At 40.6% G+C, this 21882-nt stretch carries 11 protein-coding genes; all 11 read right to left on the bottom strand.

The features are described from left to right. Positions 1 to 218: 218 nt before the first annotated feature. Positions 219 to 1820, bottom strand: coding sequence for a DUF5123 domain-containing protein (locus ACFSKL_RS03520; RefSeq protein WP_376883531.1), 1602 nt, complete (start codon positions 1818 to 1820; stop codon positions 219 to 221). 232 nt (positions 1821 to 2052) lie between these two features. Beyond that, positions 2053 to 3843 (bottom strand): RagB/SusD family nutrient uptake outer membrane protein, encoded by a 1791-nt coding sequence (locus tag ACFSKL_RS03515; protein ID WP_376883530.1) that lies wholly within the window; start codon positions 3841 to 3843, stop codon positions 2053 to 2055. Positions 3844 to 3860: 17 nt separating this feature from the next. Continuing rightward, positions 3861 to 7286: a SusC/RagA family TonB-linked outer membrane protein gene (locus tag ACFSKL_RS03510; protein WP_376883529.1), complete on the bottom strand. Its 3426-nt coding sequence runs from the start codon at positions 7284 to 7286 to the stop codon at positions 3861 to 3863. A 128-nt stretch (positions 7287 to 7414) separates the two neighbouring features. Further along, positions 7415 to 8512 carry a FecR family protein gene (locus tag ACFSKL_RS03505; RefSeq protein WP_376883528.1) on the bottom strand — a complete coding sequence of 366 codons (1098 nt, stop codon included), beginning with the start codon at positions 8510 to 8512 and terminating at the stop codon, positions 7415 to 7417. 205 nt (positions 8513 to 8717) lie between these two features. After that, on the bottom strand, positions 8718 to 10346 hold the full coding sequence (locus tag ACFSKL_RS03500) for a DUF5123 domain-containing protein (RefSeq protein ID WP_376883527.1): 1629 nt from the start codon (positions 10344 to 10346) through the stop codon (positions 8718 to 8720). 156 nt (positions 10347 to 10502) lie between these two features. After that, positions 10503 to 12227 (bottom strand): RagB/SusD family nutrient uptake outer membrane protein, encoded by a 1725-nt coding sequence (locus ACFSKL_RS03495; protein WP_376883526.1) that lies wholly within the window; start codon positions 12225 to 12227, stop codon positions 10503 to 10505. Positions 12228 to 12239: 12 nt separating this feature from the next. Then, positions 12240 to 15683 (bottom strand): TonB-dependent receptor, encoded by a 3444-nt coding sequence (locus ACFSKL_RS03490; RefSeq protein WP_376883525.1) that lies wholly within the window; start codon positions 15681 to 15683, stop codon positions 12240 to 12242. A gap of 125 nt (positions 15684 to 15808) precedes the next feature. Continuing rightward, positions 15809 to 16909 carry a FecR family protein gene (locus ACFSKL_RS03485; protein ID WP_376883524.1) on the bottom strand — a complete coding sequence of 367 codons (1101 nt, stop codon included), beginning with the start codon at positions 16907 to 16909 and terminating at the stop codon, positions 15809 to 15811. 411 nt (positions 16910 to 17320) lie between these two features. Continuing rightward, the gene (locus ACFSKL_RS03480) at positions 17321 to 17896 is read right to left on the bottom strand and encodes an RNA polymerase sigma factor (RefSeq protein WP_376883523.1); all 576 of its coding nucleotides are present in this window, start codon (positions 17894 to 17896) and stop codon (positions 17321 to 17323) included. Between the two features lie 715 nt (positions 17897 to 18611). Then, positions 18612 to 19751 (bottom strand): pectate lyase, encoded by a 1140-nt coding sequence (gene pelA / locus ACFSKL_RS03475; RefSeq protein ID WP_376883522.1) that lies wholly within the window; start codon positions 19749 to 19751, stop codon positions 18612 to 18614. A 55-nt stretch (positions 19752 to 19806) separates the two neighbouring features. Further along, positions 19807 to 21435: a glycoside hydrolase family 28 protein gene (locus ACFSKL_RS03470; RefSeq protein ID WP_376883521.1), complete on the bottom strand. Its 1629-nt coding sequence runs from the start codon at positions 21433 to 21435 to the stop codon at positions 19807 to 19809. Positions 21436 to 21882: the final 447 nt, after the last annotated feature.

Below are 21882 nucleotides of genomic sequence, written 5' to 3'. Positions count from 1 at the left end.
TGCCATTTTCAAAAATCAATACCACCAATGTCTCACCAAATATTATTTTTCGATGCAATCCAGAAAAGAAAAAAGGGATGAGAAAAAACAAAAGAAGTTATTCCTTTTACTTTTTTCCTCATCCCTGCCCTCCAGAAGTATTGATCACAGCATATTATCTTTTGAAATAAAGTAATTGCTGCTTATGGGACTCCTATTGGTAAAATAATTATTCCCTTTTACAACCAACGAGGATCTCCCTGTCCGGCAGCTTTCACTTCTGCACTTCCGACAGTGAAGTTTCCACTTTCGGCATTCGCATATTGGGGATCTACAGCAAGACCATTGGTAATGGTAGCACCTGCTGTAATATTGCCTGCATTGGAACCGAATACATTGGTATTTATCAATTGCAATGAAGCTCCATTTTGCATTCTGTTACCATGGTTTGTGATTTTGTTTGTAACGATTGAATTTCTTACAATCACACTCCCATTTGTCCTCAAATCGACGAATCTACCACCGTTACCAAAGTTATTTATGGTAGAGTTTTCCAAAGTCAAAGTGGCTGTCGCCAGGAATACCACATCGGCATCTGCCCGGAATAATGCCCTGGCACCATTCCAGAAAGAAGAATTCTTAACCAGGATATTGGAAATAGCACCTGATCTGAAATCTATAAAGTCACCACCTGCATTTCCGAAGTCATGGAGTAGGCAGTTTTCAACCACAAGGCCAAAAGTAGCTGAACCAGGTATAGCCTCTGGTGCACTTCCTGCCCCTACAGTCTGTGAGAATATCAATCCGGACTCAGCACCGCTCAAATCACAGTCCGTAAGTTCCAGGCTAAAAGTCCCTGTCACATAAGTAACTCCAAACATGTGTTTGTTGTAATCAGTATTTCCATCGGTTACTGCTTTGCTGTTAGAGAGGATTTTGATTCCTTTGATTTTCAAATAACCTATATCCCCTTTTAAATCAAAGTTTTTGAACCTAATCTCGGGCATATCCCCAGCCGTATTGGCAGGCTCTATGGTAAGAGACTTTCCATCGATGAAAATGGTTGAATACAAAGGATCGGTAAAATCGTAAATGGCAGCACCGACTTTGATCACATCTCCTGACACAGCATCATCAATAGCGTCTTGTAGGAATTCATAGGTTTTGGAATTTCCCGATATGGAAATAGCCGCATTTATATCCTTTGTCGTAAATGTAATTGTACCTTTATTTTCATCAGCATCAAATATTTCAGCTGAATAATTCCCTGCTGAAACCAACCCTTCTATCACTACGCTTCTCGAACTTATTTCAGAAGTGCCCAATTCAATTGTCCTTACATTTCCGTTGTCCAATGAAGTCAACACTATATGAGACACACCTCCTTGATTGGGGGCTTTCCACGTCAGCTTGACAGACTCCACATTTATATCAGAGGATTCGAGGGGCAAAAACAAGCTTTCAATTTCAGCAGATCTGAAAACCAATATTGCTGGGTGGGGATCTATCAGACGGTTTCCTGTACGGCTTTGTACTCTTACATGGTATTCCACCAGAGATTCCAAGCCCTGAAATCCGTACTCCCTTATATCCACACCGATGGTGTCGGTTACAATAGCGTTTGCAAATGTTGGTTCTTTTGAAAGGTTAATTATAAAGTACTGTACCTGATCCTGATCATACTCCCATGAAACAGTGGCTGTCCTTGCTTTTTTATCTTCCACTGAAAGGTTTTTTGCTCCGGGTAGGGCATAATTCATTTCAGTTTCATGATCCACACAAGCTCCGATTATAAATGCCATAAGCACTATAAATGCTAGGTTGTATATTTTTGATGTCATAGTTTTATTTTTTTGCTAATCGATAAGTTATTGGTTCATTGTAGCCAAAAGCACATAGTCTTTTGAAATGTTGGCCTTGGTATATATTTGGCACATTTAAACTATTTCGATTTAGGGAATTGGGTCCACAATGCAGCTGTATCCACTGGAAAGAGGTAAAAGCCTATGAGGCATTTATCTATATACGCGATTTTTACAAGTAGCATTGTGGACTATAACCCTAATTATTTTGCTAGTCTAATGGATCAAAGTAACCTGCCTCTGTTACCGGATCCCAACCCAAAGTCTGTTGGAGATTCTCATTTCTGGCTATATGGCTAGTCGCTATCCCATAGAAGTAATAATTCTGTTGGAAATTGATTGGAAACTGTGTGTCCAAAACTGCGTAAGCCGGCTGGAAATAAGTTTCATAATCAGTATCTAAGTTTAACTTCTCCCTGAGCCTAACACCAAACTCATCCGGAGCTTCCAATTGGGCTGCTGTAAAAGGAGCTTTGACTTGTATAAGCAATGCCTCCCTACGCTGGCCGTTAAGCAGGTGGAACCTTCTCGTCCTTCGAAGATCATCATATCGCTTACCTTCAAAGGCAAATTCTATCCGTCTTTCCTCCATAATCGCCTCATCCATTTCCTCTCTTCCCATACCTGCTTCCAAACCGTAATTACCATCTTCATTCGTGATTCCGGCACGCTGTCTGATCATTTTCACCAAATCATATGCTTCCGCAATTCTACCGGTTGCATTGGCTGATTCAGCAAGATTCAAAATTACTTCCGCAAACCTCATTTCCACCCAATCTGTTGTACCTCGATTGGAATCCACTGCCAATGTACTTGGATTCACCCCTTTTCTGCAGTAAAACCCTGTACTGGTCTGTCTATTCCTATCTTCTGCCACATCACGGTAATTCCACTGCTTTCTGTTGGATTGATTGCTCAATTCCCAAATGGCTCCATTGTAGGCAACTGTTGCATAGAACCTAGGGTCTCTGTCTTTCCAGTAATAGAGTGTATCAAAACCATTCAATGCCTCTCCATCTTTGTATGCAGGCTTACCGTTTTTCATTGGGAATGCCTTTACCAAATTCCAAGTCGGATGATGTTGCCCACCTCCATTTGCTGTCTGGGAAAATGGTCTGGCCTGATGTTCAAAGGTGTTGGGAACACTGGCTCCATCATATGACCTTAAAAATATCACCTCTCTGTTGTTGGCACTGCTGTTGGTAAGAACCCCTTCAAAGCTGGGGAACAAGGCATAACCTGTCTGGGTAAGTTCATCGTAAGCTGCCTTATTGGCCTGATAAGCCCTTTCCCATCTGGCTTGGTCAACCTGGGGATTAAATTGGGCACTTGCCCAATAAAGTAAGATCCTACCTTTCATCGCCAGAGCGGCATCTCTAGTCACCCTGCCTCTATCACTTCCCATAGTTGCCGGCAATCCATTTTGCAGGAGCTGGGCAGCCATATCCAGATCTTCTATGATGAAGTCGATACACTCAGATGTCTTGTTTCTAGCAACCCTCAAGTCATCCTCTTGCCAATCTTGGGGATGTGTTATGATTGGAACACCTCCATGGACTTTTACCAAGTTGAAATACACCCAAGCCCTTAAGAAGTAGGCCTGTCCTTTAATTCTGTTTTTGCCATCTTGAGGTATTGTGCCAGCTTCAATATCCTGAAGGATGATATTCAGCCTGCGGATAAACAGGTAGGCATTGGAATTGTTAGCCCCCATAAAATCGTTCACCTGCTCCACTCCAACTGTCCCATATAAAGGCCTGTTATCTCCAAAATTGGATTCATCCGAAATATTGTGGATTGGGGTAGGCAATGTGGCCGCACTTCTCATATTAGGCCATGCGGGCATGACCATGGCGTAGGTCTTGTTCAGAAACAAAGTAGCAGTGGCTTCATCATTCCAGATCAGCCCTTCATCTACCCCAGTCAAGTCTTTTTTGTCTAGATAATGCTCACAGGATGTCAGCAGAAGACAAATCACGATGAATTTTATTATATTTTTCATTTTATGTCTTTTTGAGTTTATAGGCTAAAGTTCAAACCAAAGGAGAATGTCCGCATAGCTGGATAATCAAAGGAATTGTTCGTCCTTGAATATTTATAATCTTGTTTGTTGACGATATCCCAAAGGTTGGTACCTGTAGCAAATACCCTGAATTGCGGTACCCCAAATCTTCTGGCCAAACTTTCCGGTAAAGAATAAGATAAGTTCATGTTGTTGATCCTCATCATTGTAGCACTGGTGATCCACAAATCGTAAACCTGGCTAGCAAACCTGGCATCGAGAGCCGGCATGGTTCCTTCTGGGTTCAAGACTGACCATGAGTCATTCCATATAGCTAATGCAGACCTGTTGTGCGTAGGTATCTGACGGGCATTATTGTCATATACCCTGTAGCCACCGACACTCCAACTCCAGTTGACACTTAGCTTGACTCCTTTGTAGGATAACCCCATGTTATGTCCCATACCAAATCCGCCACCTTGTCTGTTGACTATCCTGGTACGGTCTTCACTCGTGATACGCCCATCACCATCTATATCTTCAAACAACATCCAACCCACCCTTGGTATCTGACCATCAATGGTATACCCTGGATTTTGCTCCAAAAATGCATCAAGTTGCTCTTGGGAAGTCACCAAACCAATAGACTTATAACCTTCAATACCATTGTCTGTCCTTCTTCCATTGGTATCTCTCCAAGTTCCTGCATCCCTGTCACTGATATATCTTCTCAAGACCCTATTGTCACTTCTCCCTGTGATTATCCCGATATTATAGTAGACATCTCTACCTATTTTACCATTGTAACCCAAATTCACTTCAAGCCCCCATGATTTCAACCTTCCGTAGTTCTGATCTGAGATCACCCCACCAAAAGTAGTCGGTACGGTTGCAGTAGGTGCATTAAACATATCGTAGTTCAATCGATCATAGAAATCAAAACCAAAATTCAGTCTGTGGTTGAATATCGTACCATCCAACCCCAAGTTTTTATACAATGCTTTTTCCCATGTGATCTGGGAGTTGGGGGTACGTGCATTGTCCAAACCATTCGTCATTGCATTGCCAAACAACATCCCCGTAGTCTGGGTATACCTGGTTCTCCACTGGAATGCCGCAACTTGATCGTTTCCGGTAAAGCCCACCTGAAACCTTAGCTTTAGGTTGTTTATAAAACTCACATTGTCCCTGAAGAAATTTTCCTCTGAAAGCTTCCAACCTACTGCCACTGATGGGAAATATCCCCAATCAGAACCTGGAGGGAAATTTGGAGAAGCATCAGCCCTAAAAGACGATTCCAAAAGGTAACGGTCTTTAAAGCTATAGTTCAATCGACCAAAATAACTCATCCTGGCATTTTCATTCCCACTTCCTCCATTGTCCCAGTTGTTTCTGTCCAATGAAAATGCAAAAATCTGATCCACGCCGGGCACACTTTGATTGTCCCTTCTGGTGAAGAAATTGTCACCGTAGGTTTCACTTTGCTCAGCAGCAACCATCACGCTCAAATAATGCTCCCCAAATGACCGTGTATAAGATACAGATTCATTCAGCTGATAATTCATTGAGTTATTATGGCTTAGATATATCTGGTTGCCATTCCTGATTTCCCTGATGGCATTGATCTGATTGGTGAAAATCACATTTTCAGTTTGTCCCGCACCAGATGTGGGGTGATTCCCCTCCCGAATAAATTCATATAGATTATAGGAAGCATAATATTCCTTTCCGAAATTATTCCTTACGTTTTGGCCATATTGCACCCTAAAAGTCAAACCTTCGATTTTTTGGGGCTTATATTCCAAACTGGCATTTACAGTGATCCCATTAGATTTCGAACGGTTATAGCTACCAGAACCTGGCAATTCCTGAGGATGCCATCCTGGAGTTGAAGAAAATACTGGTTTTCCATCAATGTATGGAGGAACCCAGGCTGGTGTAAGCAACAAAGAACTAAAAGTCTCACTCATTGTCTCGGCATTTGCGGTAATTCCTTTTGGCTGGGGTCTGTTGACCAATGAGTTGTCAGTAGCCAATGAAACTGTGGCATTTAGGCCTTTGACGATTTCGGCATTCATCCCAAAACGGAATCCAAACTTATTCACATACAAATCCTGTAGATTACCTGTTTCCTTGTAATAGTTGGCTCCAGCGAAATAGGTTACTTTGTCTGATCCCCCACTTAGGTTGACCGTATGTCTTGAAAGGTGTGCATTGCCCCAAAGCCCATCTAGCCAGCTATTGTTGGTGTTTCTCAAATATTCCAATTCCGATTCTGTATATAAGCTGTTTTCGGGACTGTTATTGGACAGATTCAACCCATTCAATAACATAGCATGATCATATCCAGATAACATTTGGGGCATCTGGGTTGCCGTAGAGATACCATGGGTCCCGCTATAGTTTATCTTGATTTTTCCTGGCTTCCCTTTTTTTGTGGTTACCAATACAACGCCATTTGCACCTCTCGAACCATAGATCGATGCTGCTGCATCTTTCAGGAAGGTAATGGATTCCACCATCGTAGCGTCTAGGTTATCAAAATCCTCCTTGCTCATTTGGAACCCATCTATCACATATAGTGGCTCTGTGCTTGAGGAAGCACTGAAAACCGCGGCATTTCGAATATTTATGCTGGTATTTGCACCAGGACGTCCGGAGGCTTGGCTTACTCCTACACCCGGAACCCTATTGATCAAGGCACTTCCCAAGTTTGCCATCGGCAGATCTTCTATGTCCTCTGCCATTATGGTCTCTACCGCTCCCAGTACGTTAGCTCTCTTCTGCTCCCCATATCCGATGACTACCACTTCCTCCAAAGCCGAATCATCAACTTCCAATTTGATTTCATAAATGGTCTGATTTGGCAATACTTTTAACTTACTGGTTATAAAACCAATATACGAGACTACCAAAGTCGCATTTTCTGGGGCAACTATGGAAAATTCGCCATCCAAACCTGTGGCGACACCATTGTTAGTACCTTCCACCCGCACAGTCGCCCCTGGAAGTGGTACACCTTCATTATCATAAACCTTCCCCGTAATAGTCACATTGACCTCTATTGGGTTTTGTTTATTTGGCTGAAGGCTTTTGACACTGATCCGCTCATTTACCTGTTGGAAAGATAACTGATGGGATGCGGATAACTTTAACAACACATCCTCCAATGACTCTCCGTTGCTTTTTAGGCTAACAGGTGTTAGGTTGTTTACACTTTTGCTGTCATAAACGAAAGAAAACTCGGTTTTTTCGTTCAGGATAGAAAATACCTGTGGTAGGCTTGCATTCTCAACTTCAATATTCACAAAGACCTGCTTGAGGCTTTTTGATTGGGCAGTCAGATTTGCTGCCAATAGGATTGGGATGCAGCAAACCTGCAACAGGAACCCATACAGATAGTATCTGCCTATCATTTTCGAATAGTAAAGGATTTTTTTCATAATTATTAGGTTGTTTTGGTTTATGTCAATTGTCTATTTATACATTTAATTAGCTTTGCAGACTGCCAATCTGCAGATTGTCATTGCGCCATATGCATTTGGGTTCCTTTTAATTCCAGTTTCCCCAATCACTTCATTTTGATGATTACTTTCTTCTTGTCGATATTAAAATCAAAGGCTGAAGAATATGCAATACTTCTCAGTACATTTTCCAGGTTATCCTTTCTGAATTCCCCCGTCACTTTGCTATTGGCGATTCCCTTTCCCGAAACTGAGATCTCAACTCCATACCATCGTTCCAAGACCTCCACCACTTCCGGCAATGGAGTTTCTTCGAAAAACAATATACCTTGGGTCCACAATAATGCCTTTTCAGTATCAAAAAGCACTTTCTTGAAATCATGGTTGGTCAATAGAGCTTCTTCACCAGGGATCAAATAAATGGCATGGGTTAAGTAACCATCTTCGTTTTTATGCTCCACAGATACTTTTCCGGTGAATAATTTCACCTCCTGTTTTTTTTTATCAGGAAATGAGCTGACCGTAAATGATGTCCCAAGAGCAACCGTGTGAAGGTTTTTGCTTTGTACACTAAAAGGCAACAAGGTATCGGAACTAACCTCAAAGTATGCCTCCCCTACCAATATCAATTCTCTATGCTGTTGTCCAAACCCGGTTTTGTACTTTAGCTCGCTATCAGAATTCATGATTACCTTGCTGCCATCCGGCAAGTGGATTTTCTTCTTTTCTCCCTTATTGGTGGTTTTTGTGACCCAATTGTCTTCAAGGACTTCAGTAAGGCTGTCGTTGGATTTCGGGAAAAAATTGCTGGAATTGAGAACCAAAAAAGCACTGATGACAGAAGCAATCAATATCATCGCAATCCGAATTGGCGTATATCCCAATACAGACCGGAATGACTTCGATTCACGCTCAAGCTTATCATCTTTTGATCCAAGAGAATCTCCATCTAGAATGTCCGGTACTTCCATATTGTCAGTGATGGCATCCCAAATCCTATTTTCAGAATCCTCTTCCAATTCAGGCGTATTTCCTTCCAATGCCCACACCAACTCTTTGGCTTCCTGCAATAGACCAGCTTTATCAGGATTAGCCTTGACCCAAGCATCCCAGTAGAGGCTACGCACTTCTTTCTCATGCAAAACCCAATGCCTAAAGGAGCTATCAGCTAAAAATTCTTCTATATTTCTGAATTGTTTTTCCAAGTCTATCTAATTATAAATAGAAGAGGAGCAACCCATTATAATCTCATCGTAAAATATGGGATTTTTTAAAAAATATTTTGATTATTCAGAAAAATGCTGAGGAAACTTGAAGCCTCAACACTTAAAAGCTGCTTGCAAAGTGGTCTAAATGCAAAAAATGCCAGGGATACCCCTGACATTTTTTTGCATTAACTTCAATCCCCAATCAGAACCATCTTGGGTCGCCGATTGAAAGTGCTTTTACTGTTGCGTTATTCACTGTAAAATCTCCGTTTACGGCATTTCCATATTGCGGATCCAAATCTATTCTGTCAGTCAGGGTAGCTCCCGCTGTAACATTATTGATGTTTGTTCCAAACAAGTTACTGTTGTGGATTTCCAATGAAGCTCCATTCTGCATTCTGTTTCCTTGGTTTGATGCTTTATTGCTAATGATTGAATTTCTTACCACAGTCTTACCTTCTGTCCGCACATCTACGAATCTTCCTCCATTACAAAAGTTATCAATTGTAACATTTTCTAGCAAGAATCCATTGGTGCCAGTAAATATAACATCTGGGTCTGCCCTCAAAAGTGCTCTAGCACTATTCCAAACAGTTGAGTTCTTCACTACTACTCCAGAAACAGATCCAGATCTAAAGTCGATAAAATCCCCTCCTGCATTACCAAAGCCAAAGAGCAAACTGTTTTCTATAGTGACACCGAATATTCCTGTTCCCGGAATTGGTTCTGGTGCACTTGCTGCACCTACACCCTGTGAGAAAACCAATCCTGATTCTGCACCAGTCAATTCACAATCAGTGATCTCCAAACTAAATTGTTCCGTCACATATGAAACCCCAAATATATGTTTATTGTAGTCAGTGTTCGCTGAATTTTCCGCCTTACTGATACTTTGGATTTTAATACCTTTTATTCTCAAATAGCCAACATTTCCTCTCAAATCAAAATTTCTGATTTTGATATCAGGCTTAATACTACCCTCAGTAGCGGCTTCGATCGTCAAGGACTTACCATTGATGGTAATGGTTCCATTCTGCAATCCACTAAAGTCATAGGCGGATGCCCCTACCCTAATAATACTCCCCGATGAAGCAGCATCAATCGCAGCTTGCAGGTTTATGTATGATTCCCCATCTACAGTAATTGCAGCATTGATATCCAAAGAAAAGAATCTTAACTCTCCCCGATTGATCTCTCCATCAAAAATCTCAGCAACGTATTCCACTCTGCTTTCACTTAATCCTTCTACCCTAACCTCTCTTGAAACTATTTCTTCTTGGGTCAATTCAACAGTGATTTGATCCCCATCTTCAATTGGTGTCAATGTAACTCTTGTAACCGAACCTTCTGAAGGTTCATTCCAACGCAGCAATACCTGACCAACTCCAATATGTTCATTTGTCAGAATTCTGAAAATATTCTCTATCTCATTCGAAGTAAATGAAATAGATGAATAATAGGAATTGGTCAGAGGATCGGGGTTCAATGCCCTGACCCTCGCTGCATAAGTCTGCTCCGATTCCAAATTTTCAAACAGAAAACTTTTTTCACTCACAGCTATGGTATCAATGGACAATATGGAAGAAAACTCTGAATCTGTCCCCAATTGAACCTCATAGCTATCGATTCTTGTGTCTGGACTCTGTGTCCAAGACAAAGTAGCATTTCTGCCATCTTTGGTGATCTCTAGATCTGTTGGGCTTGAGATGGTGTCCAAGGAAAACTCATCTAAATCCCTACAACCAGAATATATGATTGTAGATAACACTAGGAAGGTAAGCTGAAAAGCCAGTTTTCCGAGATAGATTTTATAATTCAAATATTTTTTCATTTTTTAGATATTTTGGGTTGGTAATCATCAGTTCCATATTGGAAAATGCTACTGATGATACTCTTGAATAACTCTTTGATTAATTCAGTTTCTATATGATGTTTAATAATCGCTTTAGAGATATTTACAATCATAAAACACTCTTTCAATCTTAAATCAATCTGCAAGTGGGTCGAATGTCCCATTCTCCCAACCGATGGTTTGTTCTACTTCTGGGCTTCTATCCCGGACATTTTGAGGAATACCGAAGAAGTTGTACAATGGCTGTGGATAATTGATGGCAAACTGCTGATCTTTCACCCAAAGTTCCATCTCAAAATATTGGTCATAATCATTTTCCAGATCAATTTGGTCTCTTATCGTAGCAAAGTCGGTAGGATTTATCCCTGGTTTCAACCTGGTAATAATACCGTGTCTTCTTGTTCCGTTCAGTTTTTGCTCAAACAGATTTCTCCTTCTCAAATCCCAGTACCTTTTATCTTCAAAAGCCAATTCAATCTGCCTTTCATGTATCACAGCATCAACCAATTCAATCTTGGACATAGCTTCCTGTAACCCAAAAAACCCATCCCCAGAAGAAATCCCTGCTCTTTGCCTTAATGCAAATAATTCATTATACGCTACATTCAATCGGTCTGTCTCTGCTGCAGCCTCAGCAAGGTTCAGCAATACCTCCGCAAACCTGATTTCTACCCAATCTGTATCTGCTTCGCCAGTAAACTGCTGCTGGATATTCGGATTGGTCGCCTTTCTACAGTAAAAGCCTGTAGTCGTAGCTCCTGGATTATCAATAGGGTTATCACCTACATAATATGACCATTGTTTTCTATCTGGATCAAATCCAGTTGCTGTATAATTTACTCCATTATATGCTATAGTGGCATAAAACCTTGGATCCCTGTCTTTGAAATAGTAAACTGAATCATATCCCGAATCTGGAGAATCTATGGCTACTCCATTACTCATAGGAAATGCTTTCACCATTTCCCAAGTTGGATTACTGCCTGTACCTCCATTATTGCCAATTTCCCTTGGCCTTACGGAATTCTCCCATCCATGCGTCTTTCCTGAATTGAAATCAAATAATCTTGCAAAAACAACTTCTCGGTTACCTTTGGTGGTAAATACCTGTGCAAAATTTGGATGTAGGCCATAACCATCCTGCATCAATAATTCTTTAGCTTCAAAGTTGGCTTGATACGCCCTCTCCCACCTGCTTTGATCATTCGTTGGATTAAACTGGGGACTGGCCCAAAACAGCAAAATCCTACCTTTCATCGCCGCAGCTGCACCCCTGGTGATTCTTCCGCGTTCATTATTCGGCCAAGAAGCAGGCAAACCCTCAATAGCTTCATCCAAATCTGCTACCAAAATTTCGATACACTCCCTTGCAGAGTTTCTAGGCAAGTTGATTGCTTCTGTTTCATAAGGATCTTGATCCTCCAAAACCATTGGGACTCCTCCATAAAGTCTTACCAAATTCCAATGATCCAAAGCTCTCAGGAATGTCATTTGGCCTTTTAGGCGACCTATTGCATCTTCTGGCAATGTACTTGACTCCAATGCTTTTAGCCCTATATTCGTATCCCTGATTCTTCTGTAAAAATTCACACTATATAAGTCGATGTCATTCGCAGTCAAATTTCCATAAATCGTATTGACTATAATATCACCAGTTCCATAAGTCTCATCAGAGAGCGGTGAATTGACACCAAAACCGGGACCTGGCAAACTCATTTCATATAATCTATTGACATACAAGGAAGCACCTTGCTCATCATTCCAAACGTCTGTATTGACTCCTGTGACATCAGGTATTTCTAATATGTCTCCACATGCCCCTATCAAAATTGAACACAAAATAATTATGTATTTTTTCATCGTCTTCATTGTTTAAATTGTGATGTTCAAACCAAAATTGAGTGTACGCAAAGTTGGATAAGAATCAAACCTACTGAGCGTAGGGTCTTTGTAATCAAATGGATTGATGATTCTCCAAAGATTTCTTGCAGTGAAATATACCCTTAACTGTGGGACGCCCAGCCTTTCAGCAAGGTGGTTTGGAAGGCTGTAGGATACGTTTACTATGTTAAGATTCATTGTAGTACCATCCCTCATCCAGAAAGTAGACCTGTTATTTTGTCCTCCATACATGGTAGGTCTGGGAAATGCTGCATTTGGATTTTCAGGAGTCCAGTGATCATTCCATATAGCAGGCATGTTCAGTAGAGAATTGTTTCCCGTAACATTCACAGGGTTGTAAGTTTGTTGATCAAAAAACACCTTGGTGCCAATACCACTCAACCCCAACTGCGTATCTACCCTCAAACCTTTGTAAGATGCTCCCAAGTTAAAGGAGAAGCCTATGTTTGGTACTGCAGGAGCGATCATCCTGACATCATTCCCATCAATCACCCCATCAGGACCATCGGTTCTATCGGGACCTCCTACATCTTCGTACATCATCATCCCCAATTGAGGCTCCATACCAAATATGGTAAGCCCGGGGTTTTGTTCCATAATCTGATCCAGCTGCTCTTGGGTTCTGATGATACCAACCGCAATCAAACCGTCTTGTCCTCCTGTAGCCAATCCCTGCTGATCCACCCATGTCCCTATAACCGCAGGGTTTTGGTAAATTGTCAATTGTCTGTTTCTGCTCCAGCCTCCAACTATACCGATATTATATCCGAAATCTTGTCCCACATTTCCTGAATACGAAAATGATGCATCAAATCCCCAAGCATCCATTCTTGCGAAATTCTCACCAGGCATCACATTGATTCCTGTGCTGGTAGGGACTGTAGAAGCCCTTGTGGTCAGGATATCATAGGTATATCTGTAAAATCCATCTAAACCAATTTTCAACCTGTTTCGCAACAATATATCCATACCTCCATTGAAAAACCTGGTCTTTTCCCAAGTTTGACCATAAAGTGCTAACCCACCATGTCTGGGATTGAGTCCATTTGTCATCCCATTTCCACCCAAATAAGCTCCTCCTGTCTGACCATAAGTATATTCCCATTGTCTATTGCTAATATCATCATTACCCAACAGACCACCAGATACGCGTATTTTCATGTCGTCAACAAAATTGATATTGTTCCTAAAAAAGTTCTCATCAGAAATCCTCCAACCAACAGAAGCTGATGGAAAGAAACCCCAACGGGTTTCTGGCGGAAACTTAACCGACCCTTCATACCTAAAAGCACTTTCGAAAAGGTATTTCCCATCGTAAGAATAATTAAACCTACCTACAGTACTGAGTCTTGCATTGTTGTCTGCCCATCCATGGGTACCATCCCGTGCCTCATTGAAACCCGGCTGCAGGTCATATCCAGGAATCAATTGGTTCTCACGCATGGCTCTGAAACCATGGGACTCTCCTTCCGCAATCTCATATACCAACAACCCACTCACATCATGCTTTCCAAAAACCCGATCATAAGCCACATGTGCATTGAATTGATAACTTTTTGCATTGTTATAATCCTCCTGCAATCTTTCCTGGTTATTGATCAAAGTAGAACCAGTTGGCACATTTGTAATCAAATTCCCCCTGCTTCCAATCATTTGGAAATCATACAAATGATAGTTTTTCCTCAATTGTCGGTTGTATCCATGGGTTTCACTCTGATTATAAGCCACTTTCAGCCTCAAACCTTCTACTATTGGCACCCTATATTCCAAAGCTGCATTGATAATCAAATTACTACCAGTGTTTTCAATGATGCTGTTTACATTGCCAATCTCTATTGGATGGGATTGGATAGCCCCTCCATACCTTACTGGAAGTCCATTGACGTAAGGTGGAATCCATTTAGGTGTACGCTGCAGTTGTTGAAAAGCACCATTCAATGTAGCCGCATTCCCATCATTTCTGTTGTGTGGCCTGGTATCATTTCTTTGGTCACCACTTAACGTCAATGAAGCAGTCAAATCTTTTGTAATATCTGCATCGATTCCCATTCTTAGGGAATACTTGTTCAAATCAGTACCTGGTAGATTTGCATCTTCATTGTAGTAAGAAGCCCCTCCAAAATACCTTACTTTATCACTTCCACCACTGACATTGACAGTATGTCTCATTACCATGGAACTTTTCCAAGCATAATCCATCCAATTGAAATCGTAATTCTTAAATGCCTCCAGTTCGTCATCTCCAAAGAGCCTTAGTCCATCGTTGTAGTCATCAGGGTTTGATATCCTGTATTGATTGTTTTTGAATACAGCCTGGTCATAAGCACTCATCAGCTCCGGAAAACTGGTGGCATCTGCAAAACCGATCGATCCCGAATAACTTACCGTGGCCTTCCCTTCTTTCCCTCTTTTGGTAGTCACCAAGACTACCCCACCGACCCCTCTGGCTCCATAAACAGCGGCTGCGGCATCTTTGAGAACTGATATGCTTTCCACTTCTGTAGGATCCAGCACATCAAATGCTGCCTGATCTCTGATAAAACCATCAATCACAAACAAAACGGGTTCTTGATTCAAACTACCACTGCTTCCACGAATATTGAAAGAGGATGGCGTTCCCGGCCGACCAGTTGGTCCACCTACATTGACGCCTGCCATTCTGCCTTGTAACAAGGATGACATATTGGCCGCAGGGATATCGACCAATTTTTCTGTAGTGATACTTTCTACTGCTCCCAGCAGATTTGCCCTCTTTTGTTCTCCATAACCTACCACCACTACCTCTTCCAGGGCTGAATCATCAAGCTTGAGTGTGATTTCGTAATTGGTTTGATTTGATACGAGTTTTATTTTCTGTGTCTCGAACCCAATGTAGGAAACAACTAAAGTTGCATCTTCGGGGGCATTGATAGAAAACTCTCCATCTATCCCCGTTGCTGTACCATTGGTGGTACCTTCCACACGAACTGTAGCGCCGGGAAGTGGGTCTCCTTCACTATCATACACTTTTCCCGTGATAGTCACATTGACTTCTATGGGATTCTGTTTATTTGGCTGAAGGCTTTTGACACTGATCCGTTCATTGACCTGCTGAAAGGACAGCTGATGGGATGCAGAGAGTTTTAACAGCACATCTTCCAAGGACTCGTTGTTGCTCTTTAAGCTAACTTGCTTAAGGGTGTTTACATTTTTGCTGTCAAATACAAATGAAAACTCGGTTTTCTCATTCAGTATAGAAAACAGCTGTGGCAATGTCGCATTTTCAACTTCAACATTTACAAAGACTTCCTTTAGGTCTTTTGACTGGGTTGTTGGGTTTGCTGCTAATAGGATTGGAATACAGCAAACCTGCAACAGGACTCCATACAGATAGTATCTGCCTATCATTTTGGAATAGTAAAGGACTTTTTTCATAATTATTAGGTTGTTTTGGTTTATTTCAATTGTCTATCAATACTTTCAATTTGTCCAAACAGCTTTTTTGCGCGTCCAAATTGCCCCGAATTCACTTTAAGATTCTTCTTCTCAATGTTTCTCTATCACTTCATCTTGATCATTACTTTCTTTTTGTTGATTTGAAAATCAAAGGCTGAGGAATATGCGATACTTGTCAGTACATTTTCCAAGTTATCCTTCCTGAATTCACCCGTCACTTTGCTATTGGCGATTCCCTTCCCTGAAACTGAGATCTCAACTCCGTACCATCGCTCCAAAATATCCACTACTTCAGGCAAAGGGGTTTCATCGAAATACAAAATCCCCTTGGTCCACAGCAGTGCCTTATCTGTGTCGAAAAGCACTTTTTTGAAATCATGGTTGGTCAATAAGGCTTCTTCACCGGGAGTCAAGTATAAGGCATGGGTCAAGTACCCATCTTCGTTTTTGTGCTCCACGGAGACTTTTCCAGTAAATAATTTTACCTCTTGTTTCTTTTTTTCAGGAAATGAGTTGATGGTAAATGATGTCCCGAGTGCAATAGTGTGAAGGTTTTTGCTTTGTACAGAAAATGGCAACAAGGTATCGTAGTCCACCTCAAAGTATGCCTCCCCTACCAATAACAATTCTCTATGCTGTCGTCCAAAACCAGTTTTGTACTTTAGCTCGCTATCAGAATTCATGATTACCTTGCTGCCATCCGGCAAGTGGATCTTCTTCTTTTCTCCTTTATTGGTGGTTTTTGTGATCCAATTCTCAGTTGGGATCTCGCCAGGAGGCTTGGAAAAATGGGGTGAAAGATTGGTTGAGTAGAGGGTAACTATGGCTATTAAGCCTGAAAAAATCAAAATAAATGCAATTCGAAGGGGAGTAAAATCAAAGGATGGGAACCAGGGCTTTTGTTTATTATCATCTATCCCATCCTCCGGTTTCAAATTTCCGTCATTGGTGACATTTGAATCTTCTATGTGTGTGGAAATAGCGTCCCAAATCCGGTTCTCTGACTTCTCTTCCAATTCAGGATTGTTCCCTTCCAATGCCCAGACCAACTCTTTTGCCTCGTGAAACAACTCGTCCTTGTCAGGGTTCGCTTTAAGCCAAGCATCCCAGTAGAGGCTTCTGACTTCCTTTTCATGCAGAACCCAATATCTAAAGGAGCTGTCAGCCAAAAAATCTTCAATATTTCTAAATTGTTTTTTATCCAAACCTACTTGCTTTATATATAGTAGGGTAACAGCTCGTTACAATCTCATCGAAATCTGGGGGATTTTTGAAAAAAAACATAAGATTATCCGTATTTGGTGGTATGGGATAAAAAAATTGTCAATAGAGCGGGTTATAGTAGAAAACTGTATCTAAGAGCTTGAGCTTTTAAAAAAGCACAAAAAATGGGATAGAGTCTAAATACTTTCCAATCCTCCCAGGGAAACCGCTTTGAAGAATTTCAAAACGAAGCTCCTTTGTGGATTGACCATTATTAGGTTTTTCTGTGAGACACAGAACAAGGTCGTCTGAACTTTTCTAAAGTTGTGAACTTTAGAAAAGTTTAACCAGCTTGTACAAAATAACCTGCAGCCAAAGCAAAAAATTGAAACAGGACAAAATGTCCCCCTATTTCATTTCACATTCAATATCAATTTCTCTTTTTTCATGATCGTTTTTAAAGACTTCATTGCCTTCATGATCAAGTTGTAGAGAGAAGGGACTTGCATGTCCAAAGTTGCTGCTATCTCTTCATAGCTCAATTCCACAAAGTATTTGAGGTAGATCGCTTCCCTTTGCCTGGAGGTCAATTGTCCGATGGCTTCATGAAGGTCATTATCGGTTTGGAGTAATTCCTGATTTCGAAGATTCAACTCCATCTGGGAAATCTGCACAAAATGATTTTCAGAACAATTTTCCAGTCCCCCAAACTTTCTTTCCGAGGAAACCCTTCTGATCAATTCTCTCCTAAAAGCAGTAATCAGATAAAACTTGATGGATTTTTCAATTTTTGCCTTTTCCCTACTATTCCACAAACCAATAAAAACATCCTGAATTACATCCTCAATAAGTGATTTGTCCGAAGTGAACTTCCACCCATATTTAAAAAGATCCTTGGCTAGTGTTTTGAAAACAAAACCAAATGCAGTCCGATCCCCTGTGGATATCAGCTTCCACAACTGTTCATCTGTTAAGGTTTTATAATCCATGATTATTGGGTTTAATTGTTGAAAACTGAAACCATACTAAAAATTGAATAAATAACCTATTCAATTTAAAATACCATCAATCATCTCTTTGATAAAATAAGTTTTTATCAAATCGAAGTATTTACAAAATTAAAACACCTTAAACAGGAACTTCCCTGTACCTCCCTGCAACCGGAAAAAAAGTCTTAGGATTGAAAAATTTCCCCGACCCAGTTACAATGTTTTTTATTGCAAAAAGCTCAAGGGTATAAAAAAGTGTGTTGTCTGATTAGATTCTTGGAGCCCTCTTATGTTCTTTGTAAGACCATTGAGTTCCTTGCGGTCAAAAATGGTTAGAGTAGTTCTAGCTGTCAAAAACACAGGTAAACACCACAAAAGTTTTATAAAATTAAGAGTCATGAAATTAGTTGACAGTTTTTGTATTGTTTTTCTTTTGTTTTCAATCCTCTTAAATACCTCTTAGTCCAAGTAAAGAGACCTCTCCTGCCGTCGAGGTGACTTGGTGGTCATTTCGAATCTACCTCCCGTAAGGGAGGCGTGGAGCCTGCCCCGTAGAATTACGGGGAGAAATCTCGAACTGAAATTTATATATACTTTTCATTTTCCCACTTCCTTGTCCATAGACGGAACAAGACCTCTCCTACCGTCGAGGTGACGTAACCGCAGAAAGCATACTTTGTCTTGAATCGTGGATCTTGCTTCTTTGTCTTTTTCTTCACATATCAAGCTTTGCTTTCCATTGGGGATAATCTTTTTCCAAAAGTTTTTCGGCATAATTTCCCAAATAGCTATACCCTACCCTCCGTTCGTGTTCTATCTCTGAAAGATTATACTTCACGATTCCATTTCTTCCCACAAACATAGGGCGGTTGGTGTCAATTTCATAGAAACGAGCCCAAAGTGGTTGGCTGTTTTCCGCATCTTCCACTACTATTCTGTCATAGCCTCTTTCTAATGTTTTGTCTTCTTTTTTGACTACTTTGATCCCTTCGATTTTTACTTTTTCAAACCAAGCTACAGCACTTTCAATTGCCTTCTGAACCTCAGGACTTGGATCATCCAGGCTCATCAAAAACCCAACGACACCAACACTTTCTCCTCCGCTGATAGATGGTAGCTCATAAGCTCTAGCTTTGGCTGGCCTTAAGTCATGCCTATTGTGCTGTGCACACCAAGCGGTCAATTCACCATCCACTTTTATTTGCATTTTCAATATCACTTCCACTCCTTTTTCCAATGCCAAGTCAATCCTTTTCTTATAAGAAGCTTCTACAAATTCATAAGGAGAAACTTCATCGCTTATGTCTTTGAGAATACTCATTACTCCGATCATTGCATGGTCATTGAAAGTAATATGTTCATAGTAACCTTTTCGCTCGGGGTAGTATTGAGCCCAACCACCATTCTCATATTGTGCTTCCAACAAATAATTGAGCCCTTTTAAAAACCCTTCTTTAAATTCCTCCTGTCCAGTTTCCTGATACACTTTTGCCAAATACCGCATCTGCGTGTGGGTAGCGTTGTTATCTATGGTAGTTCCTATTTTCTTTGATTTCTCTTTTTTCAACTTGCTTCTCTCTTTGTCATCCAATTCATTTGCCATATCAATGTTTTTCAACCAACCTCCGTTATTGTTCTGATAAAGCAACACATTTTCTGCAATTCTGACGGCTTCATCACTCCCATACCATTCCTGATTTTGATGCTGTGCCTGGCTCCAAGAAACTTTCTTCGAAGATTGCGCTAGACTCTGGGTGACAACAAACAACACCATTGGTATCCATAAAGCCCAATTAAAAATTATCGATTTGTTGAGGGTTTCTTTATTGCTTATTTTAAAGTTTAAAATTTTCATGTTTGAAATCTTTTTTGTTTTACTTTCAAATTTTAAGAAATCTATTCAACCACTTCTAGTTATCATTCTTTTGAAATTTATCACTGTCCCAGCCTGTGGGTCTTTTCGGAAAGCTATTGACAAACTCAATTTTATCAGTCAAGTCTCCCTCTTTTTCCACGTATATTTTTCCTTCAGGATTATTGAATGAAACTTTTTGGAAACGTATATCCCGTGCATCCAACAAATACAAGACAGAGTCTTGGCTGGTTATTTCCAAGTTGCTTAACACCATGTTTTTGGCATCATCTGCCCTGAAAAGTTTTTCGCTGTTTACAATCGCATTGTCCAAAGTAAAATCTTCCAAAGGAGATTCTGGAATTCCCGTTACATTGATAAATGTTGCCGCATTTTCGATAATAATGTCTTTGGCATAAATATGCTTGAAAGCAGGTGTAAGTGCATCCTTTTTCCTTAGAGGAAATCTTGAAGCCAATTCACCAACATACATCTCACTTCCCAACATATCCCACCTGAAAGCCGTGTGTCGTAAGTTCATCCTGATCCTTTCGTAATGCAAATTTTCACCACCTCCACCTCTTGGTCTTCTGGTTTTGAACCTGATGCCTACTCCTGTATTGTCAAACACGCAGTCATGGACGTATAAATTCCTGATCCATCCGGCTGTTTCACTTCCTACTGTCACTCCTCCATGACCTTCTTGGGCCAAGCAATATCTGATGACCACATTTTCTGTTGCCCTATTTACACGAACACCGTCTTCTCCCCTTCCTGCTTTGAGTGTAAAGCAATCGTCTCCATTGTTCAGGGTAGAATATTCAATCAGGACGTTTTTTGAAGATTCTATATCAATCCCGTCACCACGTGGAATCCCAACAGAATTGACGGTCACGCCCCTGATAATGACGCCATCACAATACACAGGCACAATATTCCAAAAAGCTGTCCTTTCCAAGGTGATTCCTTCAATGAAAACATTTGTGCATTCAGTAGGAGAAATAAACATCGGAAGGAAAATCGATTCTCCATCAAACCCTTCATAAATGCGCTCTTCTACTGGCAAATTCAAGGGAACAAAATTTTCCACCACATCTTCGGTCATCATCTGTTCACGAACATTACCTTCTTCTGGACCATAGAGTGTTCCTTTGCCCGTAATGGCAATATTATCTTCTTGATAAGCATAAATACAAGCTCCCAAAGACATCACCTCTACACCTTCATGTCTGGTAAAAACAGCTGGTCGGTAATCCGCCAACTCTCCACTGAAGTAAAGTTTTGCACCATCTTCAAAATGTATATTCACATTGCTTTTGAGGATGATTCTTCCAGTTTTCCATGAACCACTTGGAATGATCACTTTTCCACCCCCTACGCTATTGACCGAGTCGATGGCTGTTTGAATCAATGTGGTTATTTTTTCCTCTGGATTAGCTCCTAGGGTAGCAATATTGATGGAAAAATCTGGAAATTCTGGTCTTTTGAAATCAGGCATCCCAAATGGTGCGTGAACAGGTGCTATTTCCTTGGGAAGATGCAAAGCACCAACTTCATTGGCTTGGGGAATATCATTCAACCTTTCTTGATCTACCCAATCTACTTCACTAGAGCTACAGGAAGAGATACCCATAACCAACCCTAGGAATAACCATTTGTATTTACCTATCATTTTCTGAATTCTCATCTTCTGAATTTTTCACTGATTTCTAATGAAGTTTTTTAGTACTTCAAATACTATTAACCACAAAGGACTCTAAGGTTGCACAAAGGACACTAAGATTTTGACTCTAGGACGAAGCTTTGTGAATCTTCTGAAACCTTTGTGCTCCTTGTGGTTAAATCGAAATATGCATTAGCTCTTTATTTGAACACCTTACCAAAGGTTAATTCAAGTAATAAACCACCTTAACCTGACTCCTTTGTTTTCTCAGGAGAACAAACCACTAAGGACTCTAAGGTTACACAAAGGACACTAAGACAAAGCTTTGTGAATCTTGTGAAACCTTTGTGCTCCTTGTGGTTAAATCGAAATATACATTAGCTCTTTATTTGTACACCTTACCAAAGATTATTTCAAGTAATAAACCATCTTAGCATGACTCCTTTGTTTTCTCAGGAGAACAAACCACAA

The sequence above is a fragment of the Belliella marina genome, from assembly GCF_042682445.1.
Taxonomy (GTDB): domain Bacteria; phylum Bacteroidota; class Bacteroidia; order Cytophagales; family Cyclobacteriaceae; genus Belliella; species Belliella marina.
This window is presented reverse-complemented; position numbering and strand designations above follow the sequence as displayed.